This is a genomic window from Jingyaoa shaoxingensis, assembly GCF_014385005.1.
In the GTDB taxonomy this organism is placed as follows: Bacteria; Bacillota; Clostridia; order Lachnospirales; family Lachnospiraceae; genus Marvinbryantia; species Marvinbryantia shaoxingensis.
The window spans coordinates 116,558-138,277 of record NZ_JACRSZ010000007.1 but is presented as its reverse complement, the minus strand read 5'-3'; the positions used below and the strand labels follow the sequence as shown (position 1 = coordinate 138,277).

The following is a 21,720-nucleotide window of genomic DNA, read 5'->3' as shown; positions in this document are numbered from 1 at the left end:
TCCGTATCTTTGTATAATTCCCAGCCATCTTTTTCACAAAATCGCTTTAGTTCTTTCCATCGCGGCATTCAATACTCTCTCCAATCTTTGCAATATCATCCATGATTAAAGCCTTAAAGATATACGGAACATGCTTTTTCCTGTTCGGCGCAGTATTGTAATAAGAAAAATTATTATAATATTCTTCTGCGTATTCCATAATTGCATTAGCAAGTGCCATTCTTGCATTTGCTTCTGTATCTGCATTTTCAATCAAATCTATCTCATTCAGAGACAATGTCACAGTTCCATCATCTTCTATATATTTATCTGCCGTAAACTTGTAAGCTTCCAATATATCATTCATAATATCCAAATTGGACAGCCACATTTTATCTCGTGTTCTTTTAATAAACTGGGGTTTGTCACGCACTACACTGTCAAGAACACTGCTCCACTCTTTTCGTACTTCAGTTGCACTTGTTGCCAGCATATCTATCATCTCCTTTTCCACCTCCAGAATATCACATTCTGCACACTATGTCAACATTGTACATAACGTACGTTTTTATTATTATTATATGTACATAAGGAGATATTTATGCGCAAAAAGCCAGACTCCACATCTGTGAAATCCAGCTTTTTCTTTCGTACATCTGTATTTTATTTAATTTCTTTCAGATCATATGGTGTGCTCTGGTATACATAGAAGTTCAGCCAGTTGGAATACAGAAGCTGACCGGTTGCTCTCCATGTCATGGATGGGATCTTGGTCGGATCATCATCCGGATAATAGTTGACCGGCAGATCCACACTGGTCAGTCCCTTCTTCATGTCACGCTCATATTCCAGTGCCAACGTTTCTCTGTCGTACTCTGCATGGCAGGTTACGAAGAACTGACGGCTGTCTGTGGTTTTGGCAATGGCAAGGCTGCCTGTCTCTGTCACTGCCATCACTTCCAGATTCGGAATGGCTTCTACATCAGAAAGACGTACATCTGTCGCTCTGGAATGTGGTGCCAGGAAATGGTCATTGAATCCACGGAACAACGGGGATGTCTCTTTGCGAATCTCATGAGAATAGATACCAAACAGTTTCTTTGGCATATCCAGCTTCTCGATTCCATAATGATAGTAAAGACCTGCATAAGCTCCCCAGCAAAGATGGAAGGTGCAATGTACATGAGTCTTGGTCCATTCCATGATCTTGCAGACCTCATCCCAGTAAAGAGTCTCTTCACACGGCACATAGTCCAGCGGTGCTCCTGTAATGATCATACCATCATAACGGCGATCCTTGATCTGGTCAAAGGTATGGTAAAACTGCTTCAGATGATTGGCATCTGTGTGGGTGGATCTATAACTTGCTGTCTGCAGGAATTCTACCTGAATCTGCAGCGGAGTATTAGACAGCATACGAAGAAGCTGTGTCTCTGTCACAATCTTGGTCGGCATCAGATTCAGAATCAGCAGATTCAACGGTCTGATATTCTGATGCATGGCACGGTACTCTGTCATAACAAATATATTTTCTGACTCTAATATATCATGAGCCGGAAGTGCATCCGGGATACGTATTGGCATAATCGGTGTTCCTCCTGTCCTCTGTAAAATATCACATGTATATAGTTGTAACATTATTTCAGACTTTTTGCAACCTCTGCCAAACAGCTCAAGTCCATTATTTCAGATGAATGGAATATGTCACATCCAGAGTCATCTTTCCTGTCTCTGCACTTCCGATTACTGCATCGTGCCAGGTATTGTAAGATCCATTTTCTACCTTACGGATGCATTCTGCTTCTCCTGAACTCCATTCATGTTTAAAGGAACGGTACTCATATCCTGAGTTTTTTGTTTTGAATTCCTTTAACAGTGCCTGATATTCCTTTTCCCGTATCCAGCCTGCGTCTTTTTCAGCCAGTGCTTTTGTCACCAGATATAGTACATCGGAATACGCAGGACACTCTGCCCCCGGCTCTGCTTCGTTCTGTATATGCACCTCAGCGCCGGTTACCATGTTTCCTTCTGTTATCCAATGAATCTCAGGCCAGCTACTGTCATCCTGAAATACATAATCGTCTTCAGTACCCGCCTTCTTCTTATAACCGTTTTTTTTCTGAAATGTGCCATCTGACAAAAGTTCTATGTTCGGATATTTTTTATAGTACCGGTTATAATCATTAAAATTCGCCGTTGCCTGTTCAACGGTGAGATCTCCTTTATATCGCGGCATCTCTCCCCATCTTATGATCAGAACAGATACAACTGTTGCACATAAAATCATCAGTAGTATTATTCTTATCTTATTCCCTGATGATCTCTTTTCCATATGTTTTCCTCCGGATTTTCAAGCATCTGCCTTTTTTAATTATTTCTGATAAATGTAAAATACTGCAACTTATATTCCTGATCTCGTTGAGCAACCAGTGAAACTTCCTGCACTCCCTCATTGTCCTCTGTTACAGTTTCACTCTCATCAGATTCTTCTAATGATTCCAGATCTTCACTGTTCTTATCACTCAGCATATTACGAAAGAATTCGTCTCTGTCATAATATAATATGGTTTCGTCAGAATACTGATCCGCTATTGAATCCACTAACATCCCTGCGAAAAAGATTTGTTTTTTTTCTTTATTATATGTAAGATCAAACTTCTCATATTCTTTCCATAAAGGATGTTCTATCAACATGTCAAAATCAACGGTATCATAATCTGTCATATCCGGTTCATCTGTTACATCAATACCTATGATATCACCTTCTTTGTTCCTAAGCACCTCTGCTTCCTTGTAAATACCTGCATTATCATCTGATCTGTTCTCTGCATAAACTCCATTTTGAGATGTTGTCATAAACAAAAAAGCAGATGCAAATACTAAAGTCTTTATTTTCATTGAACACATTTTCTGATCCTCTTATTATCTTATTATCTATTTTCTTCTCCCACAATTCATACATTTGCCTAATGAATTATATTTATGCGGTTGTGGCGTATCTTTTACCGATACAATCACTTTATCACCGCATATTGTACAAGTTCCATAAATTGTTACAGATAACTTACAACACACATCTTTAGTATTTACTTTTTTTATAGTTGACTCTGTATGTGTTCCTTTAACACGATGTGTGTGTTTTTTTGCAGCGTATGTCTCTTTTATCTCCTTTACCTCAAATGTTCCATCTTGATAAATTTTTGTAATCTTTCCTGCTTTTTCACCATTGATGTTACAATCTTGTCCAATTTCCAGATTTTGGGTGATCTCTGTTGATATTCTTTCCGTTGTCTTTGTTGCAAATTCTGCTGCCCCCACAGGAGTCGCACTTGTCATAATTGTCAATACACTTAATACAATTGTTACCATTCTTTTCATTTTTCTTTTCCGCCTTTTTCTACATGCATGTCGTAATTTGAAAATATCACTGTTTTTATCTTCTGTCAATACATATTCTACAAATTATTAGAATTCTTAGTTTTTTATTGACTATCCCGTTCTTTTCATGTATGATCAATTTAACAGACTATATTATATTTACGAAATGAGGTTTTACTATGTATCCATACTATGGTTTATCTGAGGCGGAATATCAGCTTATGAAGCTTTTCTGGGAAAAGAATACCGCTCTTCAGTTTCATGAAATTCTCAGCTATTGTAATGATGAACTTCATCTGAACTGGGCGGCTACTACTGCACAGACTTATCTTGGCCGTCTGATTATGAAAGGTGTTCTGGAAACTGATGGCAAACGTTACCGCAAGTCCTATAAAGCCAGACTCTCCGAACAGGATCTGTCCCAAAAATATGCGAAACAGGTAGTTGATGAATCCTTCGGCGGCTCTATCAAGAATCTGCTTGCATCCCTTACCGGTGGAACAAAGCTGACGAAAGATGATGTTGCAGAACTGAAACAGATACTGGATGACAGTCTGTCCGATCCTTCTGATGAACATTCCTGAATCCCCAATTTTATGAAAAGAGGTTATCTCTATGAAGATGATACTGACACTCCTTCTCACCATGAGTGCATCCGGTACACTGGCATTTCTGGTCTATCTGCTTGCTGTTTTTCTGACACATGAACAGATCAGCGCACATCTTCGGTACCTGATTCTAAAAATCTGTCTGGCTTTTTTTCTGATACCGTTTCCTCTTCTGAAATACGTAGCGGTATCGTATTTTGCACAGCCATATTCCAGTTATTCAGAATCGGTTGTTTTTTTGGATGTTGCCCATTCTGTGAATCTGACAGACTCTGGTTTGCTTCTGCCGTATATCAGTTTATTCTATCGCATTCTTTTAATCGGATGGATTGCAATCCTGACTGTCATTATCCTCTCACAGATCATCAGTTTTCTGATTTTTCGAAAGAATATATCCAACAATATGACACCAGATGAATGTTATCTTGATTCTTTGTATTCTTTAAAAAATACAATGCATATCTCTTCTGATGTAAGAATATTACGGAGCGATACCAATCTGTCACCCTTTACCTGCGGTCTGTTTCATCCCCTGATTATTCTCACATCACTTGTAGATGATGCCTCCGCAGATATGATTCTGCACCATGAGTTACAGCATATCAAGAATCACGATTTTCTATATCGGGTCATTGCTCTGCTGGCTGTTCTGCTCCACTGTTTCAACCCAATTATTTATTTGTTTTTCAAAGAATTAAAGGAGGTCCAGGAAATGAACTGTGACGAAAAACTGACTGTCAATTTTACACCTGCCGAGAAAAAAGCATATGGTAACATTCTTATTGATATAGCCTCACGATCTGGCTCTGATATCGCACCTGTCATATATTTTTCTAAAACCGGCAAATCTGCTTTAAAAAAACGCATTCGGAAGATCATATCTCCTGTTCAGAGAAAAAAATCTTTTGTTTTGTTTTTGCTTACCTGTATATGTTTCACAGCCTCGGTACCGGTCTGCGCATATTCCCCTTCCACCATAGATTGGCGTGGTTCAGATGAAACACCGGATTCCCTGCAAGACACGGACTGGTTTGCCATATATTATGATAATTCTTGTTCTCCATGGGATGATCTTCCAGAAGATGAACATGCTTTTCTAAACTGCGATGAATATTTTATTCTGGAAGACGGCACAATCCTTCCTGTCACAAACGATTCTTCTGCCACTCCTTATAAAACTTGCCAGCACACGTTTAAAATGAGTACTTTTAAAAGACATCAAAAACAAGGAAAGGGATGTATTGTCACTACCTGGCGTGCACAAGTCTGTACCAAATGTCAGTACAAAAAGAATCTTGTTAAAATGAGTTCCCATACAGATAATCCTTGTCCACATAAGTAATATCAAAGAAAATAAAAGAAACAAATAGAAAAACGGCAGTGATTTCCATGATTTCAGGAAATCACTGCCTTATCATTTTTTAACAGTCCTGCCCTCTACTCCTCTTCCCAGAACAGGTCATCCAGTGTCTTATCCAGTGTCCGGCATATGGCACGGCATAGCTTGATGGTGGGATTGTAATCTCCCTTTTCTATGGCATTGATGGTCTGTCTGGAAACATTGACCGCATCTGCCAGTTCCTGCTGGGACATGTCTTTTGCTGCCCTGGCAGCTTTCATTCTCAGGTTCTTCATCTATGCACCGTCCTATTCTTCTTCCTGCTTCTGATTTTTCTTAATCAGCATAATCACCAACATAACAGCCAGCAGTATGGCACACCACAGATTCACGCAGGTATAATTCAGCTTCCCATTCGTAAGCATCGTTCCGTTTCTGAAGCTCTGAACTGCCGAAATCAGGTTGATGACCGTCACCACAAATAAGAACCGGATATACCGCCCTGTATTGGCATGTAATCCAAAATATGCTTCCTTCCAGATGCTGTATCCTGCGAATGCTCCTGCACTTAAGAATAATATCAGAAACATTGGTGTGGCTCCGTCTGCAAATAGATGAATATCCAGTATATCCAATATGGCACATACTACTCCTGTTATAATTGCTGTAAAAAATCCATATTTATAAGCCATTCCCTGCGCTGCTCTCTGCATTTCGTCATACTCTGGCTTTCTGTCTGACTTACCGTACATGATACGTTTGATCGCTATCACTGCGATTACTGCCAATATAAAACCTGCTGCAAACCCAATCGAATGTTCGTTCATCATCAAATTCCTCCTATTCTTTCCTTTGATATTCTCATTCTATTCTTGCAATAGCATTTTGTCAAGTATATATTACATAAAGTTCTATTTTTACGTCAATAAGAATGATTTTTAAGACACAAAAAAGTTCAAAAAAGCTTCCTTCAGTCCGGCGTCTTGCCTTTCTAAAAGAAGCTTTGATTGGTTTGTTTTTGTCTGTTTTTTACTGTACTGCTTCGGTCTCTGTCTCGGATTCTGACTCGGTTTCGGTCTCAATCTCTCCGTCTCCATAGAGAATGGATGTGAGTTTTTCCACAGTTGCATTCATATCAGTCGGTACCAGTATCTCATCCTGTGAAGTATATTCTCCGTCATACGGAATGTGCTGCTGCTGAATATCATAATCCAGCCAGCTTCCAAGCTGCATCATCAGACCAATCATCTGCATTTCTGTAATATCATGGGTTATATAAGGCATTACATCTTCCATGGTATCTGACAACGATGCATAATCCCCATCCTGTGCTTTTTCTGCTATGGCTGTCAGTACATTCCTCTGGCGCTGGGTACGTCCGAAATCACTGCCCTTTCCGGTATAACGGTTACGTGCATAACCAACAGCCTGATAACCATTCAGATGTACCAGTCCGGCCTTTTCAATATAATAATCCTCCGGGTCATCTCCATTGTCTTCACACATACAGGTAATGTAATCATTGGCTGTTACCCGCTCATCTTCGTCGATCTCCAGATCCACACCGCCCAGGGCATCCACCACATCAATCATGGCATTAAAGTCTACCATAGCGTAGTTATCAATCTCAACCTGATAATTATCTTCCAGAGTCTGTACCGTCAGTTCCGGTCCGCCATTGGCACAGGCTGCATTCAGCTTGCGCACTCCCACCCCCGGAATATCCGCGTAGAGATCACGCAGAAAAGATGTAAGATATACGGTCTTCTTTTCTTTGTTCACTGTCACCAGAAGAATCACATCAGAATTGCCTTCCCAGGACTCGTCTCTTCTGTCTACACCAAGAAGCAGAATATTGTAGGTATCCTTCTTAGAAAAAAACTGCTGAGCCATCTTCACCAGCATGTTGCTTTTTTCGCTCTCTGTCGTTTTCTGCACCGTACTGCCGGATCTTGCCGCCAGTGTTTTCCTTTCGGATTCTGTCTCGGGTATTCCTGTCTCTACCTGATGGCGCTGATGTATTGTCAGCGTTGCTGTATCAAAAATATCTGTTTTTTCTGCCGAATCTACATCCGCATTTTTTGTGGCTGAATTTACTGATATGCTATTCTTGTCTGTGGCTGTGGCTTCAGATACATCTGTTTTAGCTGATACTGCCTGCGTTGCTGCTTCACTGCGGTTCTTCTCGCCCTCGACACCTTTTCGTTCTGTAAGCCTGGATGCCATATAGGTACCACGTTTTACATAATTAGATCTATCATAGAATCTTACTTTGAATATACTGTACGCAGAAACCAGTGTTCCGGCAAACAGTACAACCAGTACCAGACATATGATACCTGCAATTTTTCTCTTGTTCCCTTTTCCGTTCTTTTTTTTCATTTCAGACCTCACAAACCATATTCTTTCTAAAAATGATTCCGGAACACTCTGTATTGTACCGGAATCATTGCCTTACGCTTCTGCTTCGCTGCCTGTCTCTGTTTCACTCTGTCCTTCAGTCTCACTGATCTCCAGATCTCCATAAAGTAGACCATTCAGCTTCGTAATCGTATCCGACATGTCATTCGGAATCAGAATCTCATTGTCTGTGTAGTATTCGTCATTATAAGGAATGTGCTGTTCCACGGTATCATATCCAATCCAGGTATTCAGCTTCAGAAGAATTCCGATCATCTCCATCTCTGTAATATCGTGAGTGATATACGGCATAATACTCTTCACTACATCCGTCAGAGAATCATAACTTCCGCTCTGTACCTTTTTCAGGATCGCAGTCATGACATTTCGCTGTCTCTGGGTTCTTCCAAAATCACTGCCTTTTCCGGTATAACGATTTCTTGCATATCCCACTGCCTGATAACCACTCAGATGTACCAGTCCGGCTTCTTTAATATAGTATGGTTCCGGGTCCACTTCATTATCCTGGCACATACAGGTAATGTAGTCATTGGCTGTCACACGCTCATCTTCATCAATCTCCAGCTCTATGCCGCCCAGTGCATCAATCACATCAATCATGGCATTAAAATCTACCATAGCATAATTATCGATCTGAACCTGATAATTTTCCTTCAAAGTCTCCTCTGCCAGTTCCGGTCCGCCGTTGGCGCAGGCCGCATTTAACTTTCGCACACCAATCTCAGGAATATTCACATATAAGTCCCTCAGAAATGATGTCATATAGATCTTCTGTTTGTCCATATTCACTGTCACCAGCATCACCACATCAGAATTACCGTTCCAGGATTCATCTCTTCTGTCTACACCAAGCAGAAGAATGTTATAGGTATTCTTGGTACTGAACATCTGATCTGCAGTATTCAAAAGTGCTTCCTGCTGCTCTGCAATCAGTTTTTCCTCATCTTCGGAAGAAAGTACAGCTTCTGATGTAGTCTCTGAAACCTCTTCGACTGCCTCCCCATCCTTGACCTTTCTTGCTGTCTGACCTGCCAGCTGTCCTGCCGAAATCATATCTTCTGCATAAAAACCACTGGTTCCATAGGTACCTTTTTCCACATAGTTCGTCTGATCGTAAAACTGTGTCTTAAATAACCAGTAACCGGCTCCTGCTGCCACCGCACAGATCAACACCAGAACGAGCAGGATCTTCAGTGCCAGATGTCCTTTTTTCTTCATCATTCTCATCCCTCGTATCTCTCTATTTTTCTCGCTTTTTCCTGCTTTTCTGATGTATTATAGCTTGAAATCTTCACAAATACAAGTATCCAAAATACCAAAAAAAGACAGTTTCTGCACTTTGCACAGGAACTGTCTCTTTTCGTTCTCTTTTTTAGGAATTCTCCATTGCTCTTTCGTGAGCTTTTTCTTTGTAATGATGGGTTTCTTCCAGCATCATATCTTTTACTTTCATCAGTCGGATCTGAGAAGAACGTTCATTTTCACCCAGCTTCATGGAAATATACTTGATATTTTCCTGCGCTTCCGGGATAATAACATGCTCCAGCGCGTTTACACGTCTCCTGGTCTTTTCGATCTCCGCTGACATCAGCTGGCATGCTTTCTCGCTCTCTGCAAGCTTCAGCATATCCGGCAGTACATCTGCCAGAGATTTTACTGCACCATCCAGGTCACTGGAAGTAAAGGCAAAACCATAAGAATAGATGTCGTTGGCATCCGCAGTTCTGGTTTTGTATTCCAGAACCGGAATATCCACGCTCATAACATTTTTCTTGTCAACTTCCAGATAAACTTCCTGTTTCGGTGTCATCAGAGCAGTCTTTAATGTCGGTTCGGACATTCCTGCTTTTGCAATGACAAAGTTGGTGTTTGCAGAACGGATACCAGCTTCTACCTTCAGACGCAGTTCCATGTTCTCGCGAACGAGATCCAGGAACTGTCTCATCAGCTCGTCTCGCTTATCCTTTAGGAGCTTGTGGCCGCGAACCGCTGTTTTCAGCTTATTCTTCTGGCGGGTCAGCTCCATACGGGTAGGATTCACCTGTGTAGATGCCACTTTGCATTCACCTTCCTTCCAAGTTTTTTACTGCGATTTACTGTTTTCCATAGTACATATCGAGGAACTTGTCATCGATACGTTTCAGTTCGCTTCTTGGAAGAATGGAGAGCAGCTTCCATCCAATCTCCAGAGTCTCTTCGATATCACGGTTGGTATCGTAACCCTGAGATACATATTCTTTTTCAAATGCATCTGCAAATTTTGCATAAATCAGGTCGATGTCTGAAAGGGCAGCTTCACCAAGGATAACCATCAGTTCTTTTGCATCTTTACCACGGGAGTAAGCTGCAAACAGCTGGTTCATGGTATTGGCATGGTCAGCACGTGTCTTTCCTTCTCCAATACCTTTATCTTTCAGACGGGACAGAGACGGCAGTACATCGATTGGAGGTGTAACACCTCTTCTGTAAAGATCACGGCTTAAGATAACCTGTCCTTCTGTGATGTATCCGGTAAGGTCAGGGATCGGATGAGTCTTATCATCTTCCGGCATGGTCAGGATCGGGATCATGGTGATACTTCCGTCCTTACCTACCTGACGTCCTGCTCTTTCATACAGTGTTGCGAGGTCAGTGTACATATATCCAGGATATCCACGACGTCCAGGAACTTCCTTACGTGCGGCAGATACTTCACGAAGTGCATCTGCGTAATTGGTAATATCCGTCAGGATAACCAGTACGTGCATGCCTTTTTCGAAAGCAAGGAATTCTGCTGCTGTCAGTGCCATACGCGGTGTTGCGATACGTTCTACCGCCGGGTCGTTTGCCAGGTTGACAAACATAACGGTACGGTCGATGGCGCCTGTTTCTTTAAAGCTCTCTACGAAGAAGTTGGACTCTTCGAAGGTAATACCCATAGCTGCAAATACAACGGCGAACTGTTCATCTTTTCCACGAACCTTTGCCTGTCTTGCAATCTGTGCTGCCAGCTGTGCATGCGGAAGACCGGATGCAGAGAAGATTGGCAGCTTCTGTCCACGAACCAGTGTGTTCAGACCATCGATAGCTGAAATACCGGTCTGGATAAATTCCTGAGGATAGCTTCTGGCTGCCGGGTTCATAGCCAGACCATTGATATCACGGCGTTCTTCCGGAAGGATCTCCGGACCGTCATCGATCGGGCGACCTACACCGTCAAATACACGTCCCAGCATATCACCGGATACACCCAGTTCCATGCTTCGTCCCAGGAAACGTACTTTACTGTTTGATAAGTTAATACCTGTTGAACTTTCGTATAACTGAACCAGTGCATCACTGCCGTTGATCTCCAGAACTTTACAACGTCTGGTTTCTCCATTGGCAAGCTCGATCTCACCCAGTTCATCGTATGCTACATCTTCTACACCCTGTACCAGCATCAAAGGACCTGCTACTTCCTGTATGGTTCTATACTCTTTTGGCATTTTACTGGTCCTCCTTTCCAAGAATGTTCGCAATCTCTACTGCCAGTTCCTTGTAGATCTTGTCGTATTCTGTATCTACATCTGCTTCCAGCGTATATTTGTAACGACCGATTCTTTCACGAACATCCATTTTCAGGATATCATTGATGGATGCACCGCCATTCAGTGCCTCCAGACTCTCATTGTAGAAAGCCATAACCAGTTTCATCATATTATGCTGTTTGTTCAGAGATGTATAGGTATCTACTTCATGGAAGGAGTTCTGATGCAGGAAGTCCTCACGGATAGATCTTGCTGCCTCCATCTTCAGACGATCTGTCGGTGACAGCGCATCCATACCTACCATTTTTACGATTTCATCTAATTCTGCTTCATCCTGCAGAAGGCTCATCATATCCTGACGAAGACTCATCCAATCCGGAGCAACATGCTCGTTGAACCATGGTCCCATGTCATCCAGATACAGAGAGTAGCTGGTCAGCCAGTTGATAGCCGGGAAATGACGTTTGTAAGCCAGTGCGGAATCCAGTCCCCAGAATACCTTTACGATACGCAGGGTTGCCTGAGATACCGGTTCGGAAATATCTCCACCAGGAGGAGACACGGCACCGATGGCACTTAATGCACCTTCTCTGCCTTCGCTTCCAAGGGTAATGACATGGCCGGCTCTTTCATAGAACTGAGCCAGACGGCTTCCCAGGTAAGCCGGGTAACCTTCTTCACCAGGCATTTCTTCCAGACGTCCTGACATTTCTCGAAGAGCCTCAGCCCAACGGGATGTGGAGTCTGCCATCAGTGCTACGGAGTAACCCATATCACGGAAGTATTCTGCAATGGTAATACCTGTATAAATAGATGCTTCTCGTGCAGCAACCGGCATATCGGAGGTGTTGGCGATCAGCACAGTTCTTTCCATCAGAGATTCCCCAGTCTTCGGGTCTTTCAGTTCCGGGAACTCATTCAGAACGTCGGTCATCTCATTTCCACGTTCGCCACATCCGATGTAAACTACGATATCTGCTTCTGCCCATTTTGCCAGCTGATGCTGGATAACTGTTTTACCACTTCCGAATGGTCCAGGTACTGCTGCCACACCACCTTTGGCAATCGGGAACATACAGTCAACGACACGCTGTCCTGTTACCAGAGGCATCTTCGGATGCAGTTTTTTCTTATAAGGACGACCCTTACGTACCGGCCATTTCTGCATCATGGTCAGTTCTTTGTCGCCGTCTGCAGTCTCTAATACGCAGATAACTTCATCTACTGTAAATTCGCCTGCTTTGATTTCTTTTACTTTACCTTTCATAGTAGGAGGAACCATGATCTTCTGTTCTACGATGATGGTCTCCTTTACGGTACCCAGTACATCACCACCGGATACTTCATCTCCGACTTTGGCTGTCGGAACAAAATTCCATTTCTTGTCACGCTTTAATGCAGGTACTTCTACACCACGGATCAGGTTGTTGCCGCCTGTTACTTTCATGATGTCATCCAGAGGTCTCTGAATACCATCATAGATGCTGGCAATCAGACCAGGTCCCAGTTCTACGGAAAGTGGTTCTTCTGTAGATTCTACCGGTTCTCCCGGCTTCAGTCCTGATGTTTCTTCGTATACCTGAATGGAAGCCTCGTCACCGTGCATTTCGATGATTTCACCGATCAGTCGCTGGTTGCTGACACGTACCACGTCGAACATGTTCGCATCTCTCATGCCTTCAGCGATAACCAGTGGGCCTGCCACTTTTTTAATCGTTCCTTTACTCATTGGACAAATCACCTTTCTGAAGATTACTTATTGTTTGAAAACAGAATATCGGATCCTACAGCTGTCTCTACAAACTTCTTGACATTTTCCACGCCCTTGCCAGTATTGCCTGATACGCCCGGAATCTGGATAATGGCCGGCAGGATCTGATCTTTATATTTATCAATAGCGTGAGGGATCTTTGCCGCCCACTCTTCGGTAATATAGATCACTGCGTATTGCGCCAGCACAAGCTGATGCAGCTGCTTTTCTGCTTCTTTTTCATCGGATAACGGATATGTGTCCAGCCCTACAGCCGCAAAACCGTAGATGCTGTCGTAATCACCCATAACTGCAATTTTATACATACATTTCCCTTACCCTTTCCCGGATGGAATCTTCCGGCAGGTTGTTGGCCTTTGCGGATAATATGATTCTTACCGTTTTGATCTCATTTTCCCTTGCCAGCACATAGGCAACCAGCGGTTCTACGGAAAATGGGTTATATTTCTGTGGCTTGATGGTCTGGATGATCTTATTGTCGCACCAGCGCTCAAATGCGGATGGTGATTCCGCCAGAGCTTCTGCGCCGCCTGCATATGCGGTACCTGACAGATATTCGCAGATGGCGTCCACGCTGTTCAGCGCAGCTCTTGCCAGCAAATCAATGTTCAGGCTGTCGCATTCCACCATAGCCTTTTTCATAAATTCTAATGACTTTGCGGTCTTCTGTGAACGCACAGCAATCTTGATATCAGCAACTGCAACGGTATCTTCTGCATAGCTTTTCAGGATACCTGCTTTTGCTTTCTTTCCTGCTGCATAGATGGCTTCCAGTGTGGCTTTGTCGATAATGACATCACACAGCTGTCCGTCCCTGGTATGCATCAGAGTCTCATAAGCTTCCTGTGCCGCTGCTGCCATGTACTCAGGAAGTTTGGAAAAATCTTTTTCTGCTATGATTTTTTCAATCTCCTCACCTGATGGCTCACAGTCTTCATAATAAATACCGGGATGTTTTCCCTTCCGGCAGGTCTCGCGGATGGCGGCCTTCAGATTATGGAATTCATTCGGATAGGACAGTACATCAAATACTGACATATCAATGCCCATCTCCCGCATGGTGTTCCATGTCTTCTCTGTCTCACGGTTCAGCATCGCATCTGCTTCCAGAGGGGTATCACTGTCTCCCCAGCCTTTTTCAGCCAGAAGCTGCAGACAGTTTTCTTCTGTCGGGCAGGCAATCAGCTGTTCAATGGCTGTGGCATTCAGCAGTGAATTTTCCAGTGATCGTATTCTCGCAACCGCAAAGGTAAAATCTATATCTGACATGTAAGTCCTCCTTTACTGGTTACGATTATGAAAATAATATTTTCTGTACAAGATCCTGGCATTCATCTTTCTTTGCATCAAACATAGCTTTGAATGAGCAGTTTTCTTCAATTCCGCCATAGGATAGGATGAAGCCTTTTTCTACTGATGCAGGAGCCTTGGAAAGAACCAGTTCGCCGCCCTTTTTCTGAGCCAGCGCATTTACTTCTTTCTCAAATCCTGCAGGTAATTTCGCAAGATCCTGTGCATTCAGTGCAATCTCTCCTTTTTGAGGAGCGGCAAATTTTTCCACCATCTTTTTCAGTGTCTCGAAATACTCTGCGTCATCCTTGGCACAGAATGCTTCGTATGCTTTCTGAATGGTCTCAGTAATCAGTTCCTGTTTCGCAGCCAGAAGTGCTGTTCTGCGTTTCAGATCCGCGGAGGATTTTACTCTTTCCTGATATCCTGCAAGATCTGTGGCTGATTTCTGCGCAATCTCTGCAGCTTTTTCTTCTGCTTCTGCTTCGGCTGCCGCCTTAATGCGGTCAGCTTCTGCTGCGGCTTCGGCTCTCTTACTATTAGCGGAGGCATTTGCTTCTTCCAGAATCTGGTTCATCATTTTTTCTAATCCAGTCATTCCTTGTGCTCTCCTTCTCTCTATTTTCTGATTTTGTGCGTTCCGAACGCACACTCTATGTCCTGTCTGCAAGCAGCTCTCGGACGTTTACGTTCGCTCCGAACGTGCGCTCATTATACTGGGATGTTTGTTACTGCCAGAATAGAGATCAGCAGTGCCAGGATGGCGTATGTTTCTACCATTGCAGGGAACAGCATTGCTTTACCGAACTGATCCGGTTTCTTTGCTACAATACCGATCGCTGCTACTGCTGTTTTTCCCTGATGTCTTCCGGATACCAGACCTACGATACCGATTGGTAAGCAGGCTGCCAGAATCATAAGACCTGTAGGGATATCAATAGCCGGGATAGATCCGCCAAGCAGACCGATCTGAGATAAAGTGATGAATGCTACCAACAGACCGTAAATACCCTGTGTACCAGGAAGAAGCTGCAAAATCAGAACTTTTGCAAACTGTGAAGGATCTTCAGCAACTACTCCGGATGCTGCCTGACCTGCAACACCTACACCATAAGCAGAACCCATACCTGCAAGAATAACAGCTAATGCTGCTCCTAATAATGCAAAAACAACTCCTAAACTCATTAGATTAATCCTCCTTGATTTCTACATATTTTGTATTTTCTTTAAATGGTTCAAAAGGTTTTCCGCCGCCTTCATAGAATTTTCCGAAGAATTCTACAAACTGAAGACGATTTGTGTGCACATAGGCACCTAAAAGGTTGATACCCAGATTCAGTGTATGTCCAACGATGAATACCAGAATGAACAGGATTGCTCCCAGTACACCGCCGCCGAACATACTTCCCATCTGATTGACTACAGATGCGATAACACCGGTTGCCAGTCCCAGTGCCAGAAGTCTGGAGTAAGAAAGTACATCACTGAGCCATCCGGTGATGTTATACAGTTCGTATGCACCAAGTGCCAGACGAAGACCGATATTCTTCTTGTCTCTTGCTGCAAAGAACAGAAGTCCAAGTGCTCCGATGATCGCCAGTGCTTTTGCCAGCGTGTTCATAAACGGAGAGAATGTCACCTGTGTCTGTGCGATGGATGCAAACAGACTGGACGGAATCAGCATCAGGATCAGTCCGATCAGAAGCATGTACCAGAACACAACATCGCAGATAAATCCTGCCACATCTTTGCTCTTCAGGTAACTGTATCCTTTCAGTCCCAGACCAAAGAACAGATGAACCACACCAACTCCCAGTGAAAATACCAGAAGCTTCATCGGATTATTCAGCGGTACGAACCACAGTGCCGGGATCACAGATGTGGTTGCGGTTCTTCCAAAGAAAGTTCTTGCAACTACATCGATGACGTCACCAAAGTATCCTCCAAAGAGAACACCCCATACAAATGTGGAAATACCACAGTAACCAAACAGGTGCAATGACTTATTCATGCTGTCTGACATGCGCGGAAACTTCTTCAATGCGATGAAGCATGCTACAGAAATCAATAATCCATAAGCTGCATCTGACAACATCATTCCAAATAATACAATATAAAATACGGACATTACCGTTGTCGGGTCTACTTCACCCTTATGCGGCAGACCATAAGATTCCAGTACTCCTTCCACGGATCTGGAAATCTTGTTGTTTTTCAGCAGTACCGGTGGTTCTTCTTCTTCACCGATCTCCTCAAATTCTACAGAACAGTCATATATTCTGGCGATCTTCTCCTCCAGTATAGAGGAAGAAACTTCCGGGATATATCCGCTGATGACAAAAGTCTGTTTTGTCTGCGGTATCTGTCCCAGTACCTGATACTTGTCTGCACGAAGCCGGTAATAATCGGAAACTGCTTTCAGTTCCTCCCTGCTTCCTTCATAAGACTTGATTCTGTTCTCGGCTTCCACACTGTCCGCCTTCAGTTTTTCAATCTCCGCCTCCAGTTCTGTTTTCCACTGGGACGGAATCTTGCCGGATATCTGCGACGGTCTTGCAAACCCGGCTGCCCGGAGCGCATCCTCCAACTTTGCAGCATCTGATTTCAGACATACCGCAGTGAGATAAGTTAGATCCTTATCTGCTGACAGAACTTCCAGATCGTATGCTTCCAGATCCGGCTGGCTCTTCGCCACTTCTGTACGGATTTCCTCTACCGTCATTGGCTTTGGCATAGTTCCCAGAATCATTGCTGTCTCTGCTGTTCCACGGTAATTCATCGGAATATCCAGATTCATCCATGGAACCAGTGATTCGATCTGATTTTCCAGTTTTGCCACATTGGCAGCGTTCTCTGAGATCCGCTTGCTCAGATCCATCAGATCATCTGCTGTTGTCAACAGTCTCTTGCGGTCTGCACGGATCTTTTCAAAATCCGTCTTGTTCATAAGCGGTTTTCCTTCCAGAGAACTGAACATGGAAGTCTTTTCCGGAACATACTTTTGCAGTACTGAAAGTGCATGTTCTGCAAGTGAAGCATGCTTTTCATAGATCTGACGACGTTCTGCCGTATTCATCTTTTCCATCTCGGTATCTTCAATCACTGAGTTGTCAATTTCCACAACGCCCAGTAACTGAAGTTCTTCCAGAATGGCTTTCCGATCTTTTTTCAGTGCGCAGATACTAAATCTCTGCATCTGCATAACTGCCATATCCGCATCCCTCCTTTTCTTTAAATTTTCATAACAAATAAAAAAATGAGCACTCTAAAACAGAGCCTGAATAACCGCCTCTGTCGCCTGTGCTTCTTTGCCTGCTGCAAGGGTCTTTAATGCAGCAATTTCTTTCTGGATATCTGCTTCCACAGATTCCATAAATTTTTCCGCTTCTTTCTTAGAAGCTTCCATGGCTGCTCCGGCCTTGTCTTTCGCTTCCTGAAGTCTGGCTTCCTTCAGGGCTGCTGCGTCTTTCTTAGCCTGGTCTACCATGTCTGTGCACTGCTGTCGGCATTCTTTTGCGATTGTGTCTGCTTTGCCTTCTGCTTCCTGCACTTTTTTGATTGTCTCCGCTACCATGTTCTCACCACCTTCTTCGCATAAACTGAGTCTATCACATGCTTTGTTAAATTTCAAACATTTTATGAATAAGTCACAAATTTTTTGGGGACTTTTGTAAATTATGCACTATTACTTCCTATTAAAAATGGAACCCTATATCTGTTTACGCACAACTGCATACTCATCACCGTTACGATAATATGGACACTGGTAATGAGTATCTGACAGGAAGCGAACCAGTTCATCCTCATCCAGATCCATATCACAGATATAACACTCATAGTTTTCATCATAGCTGTAATAGGCACAGGTATCACATGCTGACTGTGTCATTTTTATTTTTCCTCTTTCTGACTTTCCGTATACTTTTCTTAAAGAACAGTATATCAGAAAAATCACTTCATGTGTTGACAAACCTGCATTTCTATCGTAAAAAATACATATAACTTGTATCCGTCCATTTTTATACATGTGATTCCGGACCGGTACCTGCATTTTACAAAGGACTTTTTAAATTAACATTACTATGAAAAAAACAGACAAAAAACAACATTTTAAAAAACAGAAATCAGGATTTTTACATAAGAGAACTCATACATCCCACGCCGGTAAACTGACTGCGCTTTTTTACAAATACCAGAATGAATCTGCATCCGACGGCTATCTTCTCTGCTATCTTGTGCTGCCGTTAGTATTGGTATTTCTGATTGAATGTATGGCTTATCATTCCCTGATTGGCGGATTTCAGTTTATTATTTTTCATCCATATTCCTATCTGGTCAATGTGATGATTGTGGCAGCCTCTTTCACTTTTGCTCTGATCTTCCGTAAGCGAATCGGCGTTATCATTCTGATCAGCTTGTTCTGGCTGGCAGGCGGCATCGTGAACTTTGTTCTGCTGTTTTACCGTGTAACGCCCTTTACCAACAGTGATCTGCTTCTTATCAAAGACGGGGTTGACGTTGCAGCCAAATATCTGAATACGGCACAGTATATCGGCATTGCTATTTTGGTAATCGCAATTCTGATTCTTTTTGTTTTCTTCTTCGTGAAAACTTCAAAGGCAGAGCATAAACCGAAATATATTCATTCTATTCCGATCATTCTGGGTTCTCTTTTACTGACCTGGGGTGGAATTCTCCTTGGTCAGTCCACAGGACTTCTGGAGACTGCCTTCCGTGAACTTTCCCAGTCTTACCTGAAAAACGGATTTATCTACTGTTTTGGAGCCAGCCTGCTGAATACCGGTATCAGCAAGCCAAGTGACTACTCGGAAGAAATGATGGAACAGCTGACAGAAAATTATGAAACACAGGAAGAAAGTGAAGAAGGAGTTACCTATTATTCCCATAAACCAAACGTAGTGATTGTCCAACTGGAAACATTCTTCAATGTGAACCGTTTAAAGGATATCAAATTTTCCAGCAATCCCCTGCCTAATCTGACCAGGATGATGGAAGAATATCCTTCCGGTGCATTCAGTATGCCTGTTGTGGGTGCCGGTACGGTAAATTCTGAATTTGAAGTGCTCACCGGCATGAATATCGATGATTTTGGAATCGGCGAATATCCATATAAGACCATTGTGAAGGAGACTGCTTGTGAGTCTCTGGCTTATGACCTAAAACCCTATGGTTATCAGGCTTTTGCCATCCACAATAACACCGGTGATTTTTATGACCGGAATCTGGTTTATCCGAATCTGGGATTTGATACCTTTACTTCCGTAGAATATATGTGGCCTGACAACTACACCCCTATGGACTGGGTAAAGGATTCCGTTCTGACAGATGAGATTGCAACCGCTCTTGACAGCACCAACAGCCAGGACTTTGTATTTACGGTCTCTGTACAGGGACATGGCAGTTATCCGACAGACTCCAGTGTAAAATATACCCATCACGTTACCATATCCAGTGATACCATTACTGATGAAGAGTATCTGAACCAGTTGAGTTATTATGTAAATCAGCTCTACGAGATGGATCAGTTCATCGGTGATCTGGTGGATATGCTGCGCAACCGCCACGAGCCGACCATTCTGGTGATGTATGGTGATCACTGTCCAAGCCTGGATCTGACAGATGATATGCTTAGCAGCGGCACGATCTATGACACAGAATACTTTATCTGGAACAATGCCGGTCTGAAATTCAACTGGCAGGATATGCAGGCCTATGAGATGGGTTCTACTCTCTTAAGTGCCCTTGAGATCCCTGATGGTGCCATCAATGCTTACCATCAGAATTCCGGACGTCAGTTGAAAGATGGAGAGATTACAGAAGAAGAGTATTTAAGTGGTTTAAAAGAACTGGAATATGACATACTCTATGGTGATAAAATTACTTATGGCGGCGAAACCCCATATACGCCAACTGATATGCAGATGGGCTTCTTCCCAGTCACAATCAGCAATGTGTCTTATACAAAAGATCATGTTCTGATTGTCCGTGGCGAAAATTTTACCCGTTACAGTCAGATTCATATTAACGGTTCTTCTTATGATACCCTGTATCTGGATCCGAATACCCTGGTAGTTGCCAGTGCAGATCTTTCGGGAAGGACGGAAATTACAGTTTCCCAGTCAACCTTAAGCGAAACAGATAAATATGTATTTTATCCGAAGGCAGGCTAAACAGACAAAAATGATATTTCATTACAGCTATAAAAGGCGGGAATCATACAGAATCAATATGTTCTGCATAGTCCCCGCCTTTTCTTTTACTTTTTACCGTTCGACATCATTCAAGAATGCCTCGGCATTCTTGCTGCGAGATGCGCGTCATGCAAAGCATGACATATTTCTTTTGCGCATCTCTGCAATCCTGCCGGAGGCTATATCAGATGGGGGATTGACTCCCACCACTGATACTAATTTGCTCCTCGCCACCTAAAGAGGTGGGAGTCATCTCACATCTGATATTATTTATTGTCTGCAACCAGTTTCTTAAATCCGTTTACCATAACACTGGCATCCATGCCAAAGGTAACCATATCAAATCCCATCTTGTAATAGTCCTGAATCCAGTCCTCTCTTGCTGTGAAGATGATAGACAGCTTTCCTGCTGCCTTGCAGGCTTTAATGATACGTTCAAATGCAGCTATCATCTTTGGATTCTGAAAATCTCCAGGCATACCCATAGAGATAGATAAATCAAACGGGCCTACAAAGATGCCATCCACACCTTCCAGTGCAGTGATCTCTTCGATATGCTCCAGACAGCCTACTGTTTCACACTGTGGAATCAGAAGAGTCTCTTCGTTCCAGTATTTCATCTGCTGATCCAGTGGCAATTCTCCCGGTTTGCCGAAGCACCAGCGGTCTTTACGGCTTCCGCTGTAACCACGTTTTCCTACAGGTGCGTATTTTCCAAATTCGATCAGTTTCTGAACCTGTTCTACTGTCTCGATATAAGGTACAATCAGTCCTGCTGCTCCCTGATCCAGAAGCTTTAAGATGGCCGGTCTTGCGATTTCACGCACACGGCACAGAGGTACCAGGCCTGAACTCTCTGCTGCACGGATGCATTCCAGAGAAGATTCCACATCAAATGGACCATGTTCGTTATCCACAATGATAAAATCCAGTCCGGTCTGTCCAAGAGCTTCCACTACGTTCGCTCCGCCCAGTTCCACAAATGTTCCAAGAGCGTTTTCGCCTTTATTTGCCATTTCTCTTAATTTATTCATCGATTTTTCTCCTCGTATTCACATACTTATATTGCAAAAGCAGAATCTGTCATATATTACACTCCAGACCGTAAAGCAGCGTCGGTGCTTAGAGACCGTATTCTGGTCTCTTATGCATCCACTACGCTGCGATAAGAGCGAGAGCGTGTCTGGATGTAATATTATACAGATTCTGCATT

Annotated in this window: 23 protein-coding genes; 3 read left to right on the top strand and 20 right to left on the bottom strand. The window is 43.1% G+C overall.

The features are described 5' to 3' along the window. Positions 1 to 46 precede the first annotated feature (46 nt). The 5 genes from H8716_RS08550 to H8716_RS08530 form a co-directional block, all read right to left on the bottom strand. Complete coding sequence (locus H8716_RS08550) at positions 47 to 472, bottom strand: hypothetical protein (protein WP_249308152.1); 426 nt, start codon at positions 470 to 472, stop codon at positions 47 to 49. A gap of 170 nt (positions 473 to 642) precedes the next feature. Next, complete coding sequence (locus H8716_RS08545) at positions 643 to 1,563, bottom strand: homoserine O-succinyltransferase (RefSeq protein ID WP_249308151.1); 921 nt, start codon at positions 1,561 to 1,563, stop codon at positions 643 to 645. 97 nt (positions 1,564 to 1,660) lie between these two features. Further along, positions 1,661 to 2,311: a hypothetical protein gene (locus H8716_RS08540; protein ID WP_249308150.1), complete on the bottom strand. Its 651-nt coding sequence runs from the start codon at positions 2,309 to 2,311 to the stop codon at positions 1,661 to 1,663. Positions 2,312 to 2,346: 35 nt separating this feature from the next. Further along, a complete protein-coding gene (locus tag H8716_RS08535) occupies positions 2,347 to 2,886 on the bottom strand; it encodes a hypothetical protein (RefSeq protein WP_249308149.1) in 540 nt (179 codons plus the stop codon). Positions 2,887 to 2,913: 27 nt separating this feature from the next. Next, entirely contained in the window at positions 2,914 to 3,357 is a 444-nt protein-coding gene (locus H8716_RS08530) for a hypothetical protein (protein ID WP_249308148.1), read from the bottom strand. Positions 3,358 to 3,536: 179 nt separating this feature from the next. Between H8716_RS08530 and H8716_RS08525 the strand changes: the two genes are divergently transcribed. Both H8716_RS08525 and H8716_RS08520 read left to right on the top strand, forming a co-directional pair. Continuing rightward, on the top strand, positions 3,537 to 3,941 hold the full coding sequence (locus H8716_RS08525; protein ID WP_249308147.1) for a BlaI/MecI/CopY family transcriptional regulator: 405 nt from the start codon (positions 3,537 to 3,539) through the stop codon (positions 3,939 to 3,941). Positions 3,942 to 3,972: 31 nt separating this feature from the next. Then, positions 3,973 to 5,307, top strand: a complete 1,335-nt coding sequence (locus H8716_RS08520; protein ID WP_330606529.1) for a M56 family metallopeptidase — start codon at positions 3,973 to 3,975, stop codon at positions 5,305 to 5,307. Positions 5,308 to 5,402: 95 nt separating this feature from the next. Here the strand turns inward: H8716_RS08520 and H8716_RS08515 are convergent, their stop codons facing one another. From H8716_RS08515 to H8716_RS08450, 14 genes are all read right to left on the bottom strand, one after another. Continuing rightward, positions 5,403 to 5,600: a helix-turn-helix transcriptional regulator gene (locus tag H8716_RS08515; RefSeq protein WP_249308146.1), complete on the bottom strand. Its 198-nt coding sequence runs from the start codon at positions 5,598 to 5,600 to the stop codon at positions 5,403 to 5,405. Between the two features lie 12 nt (positions 5,601 to 5,612). After that, positions 5,613 to 6,134: a hypothetical protein gene (locus tag H8716_RS08510; protein WP_249308145.1), complete on the bottom strand. Its 522-nt coding sequence runs from the start codon at positions 6,132 to 6,134 to the stop codon at positions 5,613 to 5,615. Positions 6,135 to 6,333: 199 nt separating this feature from the next. Further along, positions 6,334 to 7,686, bottom strand: a complete 1,353-nt coding sequence (locus H8716_RS08505; protein WP_249308144.1) for an LCP family protein — start codon at positions 7,684 to 7,686, stop codon at positions 6,334 to 6,336. 72 nt (positions 7,687 to 7,758) lie between these two features. Next, positions 7,759 to 8,946, bottom strand: a complete 1,188-nt coding sequence (locus tag H8716_RS08500; RefSeq protein WP_249308143.1) for an LCP family protein — start codon at positions 8,944 to 8,946, stop codon at positions 7,759 to 7,761. Positions 8,947 to 9,097: 151 nt separating this feature from the next. Next, positions 9,098 to 9,781 (bottom strand): V-type ATP synthase subunit D, encoded by a 684-nt coding sequence (locus H8716_RS08495; protein WP_117447913.1) that lies wholly within the window; start codon positions 9,779 to 9,781, stop codon positions 9,098 to 9,100. A 37-nt stretch (positions 9,782 to 9,818) separates the two neighbouring features. Further along, a complete protein-coding gene (locus H8716_RS08490; RefSeq protein WP_249308142.1) occupies positions 9,819 to 11,192 on the bottom strand; it encodes a V-type ATP synthase subunit B in 1,374 nt (457 codons plus the stop codon). A 1-nt stretch (position 11,193) separates the two neighbouring features. Further along, positions 11,194 to 12,963 (bottom strand): V-type ATP synthase subunit A, encoded by a 1,770-nt coding sequence (locus H8716_RS08485; RefSeq protein ID WP_249308141.1) that lies wholly within the window; start codon positions 12,961 to 12,963, stop codon positions 11,194 to 11,196. A 23-nt stretch (positions 12,964 to 12,986) separates the two neighbouring features. Then, positions 12,987 to 13,310, bottom strand: a complete 324-nt coding sequence (locus H8716_RS08480; RefSeq protein ID WP_249308140.1) for a V-type ATP synthase subunit F — start codon at positions 13,308 to 13,310, stop codon at positions 12,987 to 12,989. Continuing rightward, positions 13,303 to 14,274, bottom strand: coding sequence for a V0D/AC39 family V-type ATPase subunit (locus H8716_RS08475; RefSeq protein ID WP_249308139.1), 972 nt, complete (start codon positions 14,272 to 14,274; stop codon positions 13,303 to 13,305). The genes H8716_RS08480 and H8716_RS08475 overlap by 8 nt, the downstream gene beginning before the upstream one ends. Positions 14,275 to 14,299: 25 nt before the next feature. Next, positions 14,300 to 14,893 carry a V-type ATP synthase subunit E gene (locus H8716_RS08470; protein WP_249308138.1) on the bottom strand — a complete coding sequence of 198 codons (594 nt, stop codon included), beginning with the start codon at positions 14,891 to 14,893 and terminating at the stop codon, positions 14,300 to 14,302. A gap of 113 nt (positions 14,894 to 15,006) precedes the next feature. Next, positions 15,007 to 15,480: a V-type ATP synthase subunit K gene (locus tag H8716_RS08465; protein ID WP_249308137.1), complete on the bottom strand. Its 474-nt coding sequence runs from the start codon at positions 15,478 to 15,480 to the stop codon at positions 15,007 to 15,009. A 4-nt stretch (positions 15,481 to 15,484) separates the two neighbouring features. Next, positions 15,485 to 17,506, bottom strand: a complete 2,022-nt coding sequence (locus tag H8716_RS08460; RefSeq protein ID WP_249308136.1) for a V-type ATP synthase subunit I — start codon at positions 17,504 to 17,506, stop codon at positions 15,485 to 15,487. A 54-nt stretch (positions 17,507 to 17,560) separates the two neighbouring features. Further along, the gene (locus H8716_RS08455; RefSeq protein ID WP_249308135.1) at positions 17,561 to 17,869 is read right to left on the bottom strand and encodes an ATP synthase subunit B family protein; all 309 of its coding nucleotides are present in this window, start codon (positions 17,867 to 17,869) and stop codon (positions 17,561 to 17,563) included. Positions 17,870 to 18,004: 135 nt separating this feature from the next. Further along, positions 18,005 to 18,184, bottom strand: coding sequence for a DUF6472 family protein (locus tag H8716_RS08450; RefSeq protein ID WP_249308134.1), 180 nt, complete (start codon positions 18,182 to 18,184; stop codon positions 18,005 to 18,007). Between the two features lie 193 nt (positions 18,185 to 18,377). Here H8716_RS08450 and H8716_RS08445 point away from each other — a divergent pair, with 193 nt between their 5' ends. Continuing rightward, on the top strand, positions 18,378 to 20,486 hold the full coding sequence (locus tag H8716_RS08445) for an LTA synthase family protein (protein ID WP_249308133.1): 2,109 nt from the start codon (positions 18,378 to 18,380) through the stop codon (positions 20,484 to 20,486). A gap of 287 nt (positions 20,487 to 20,773) precedes the next feature. On the opposite strand, the gene H8716_RS08440 is transcribed toward H8716_RS08445, so the two are convergent. Further along, the gene (locus tag H8716_RS08440) at positions 20,774 to 21,541 is read right to left on the bottom strand and encodes an HpcH/HpaI aldolase family protein (RefSeq protein ID WP_249308132.1); all 768 of its coding nucleotides are present in this window, start codon (positions 21,539 to 21,541) and stop codon (positions 20,774 to 20,776) included. Positions 21,542 to 21,720 lie beyond the last annotated feature (179 nt).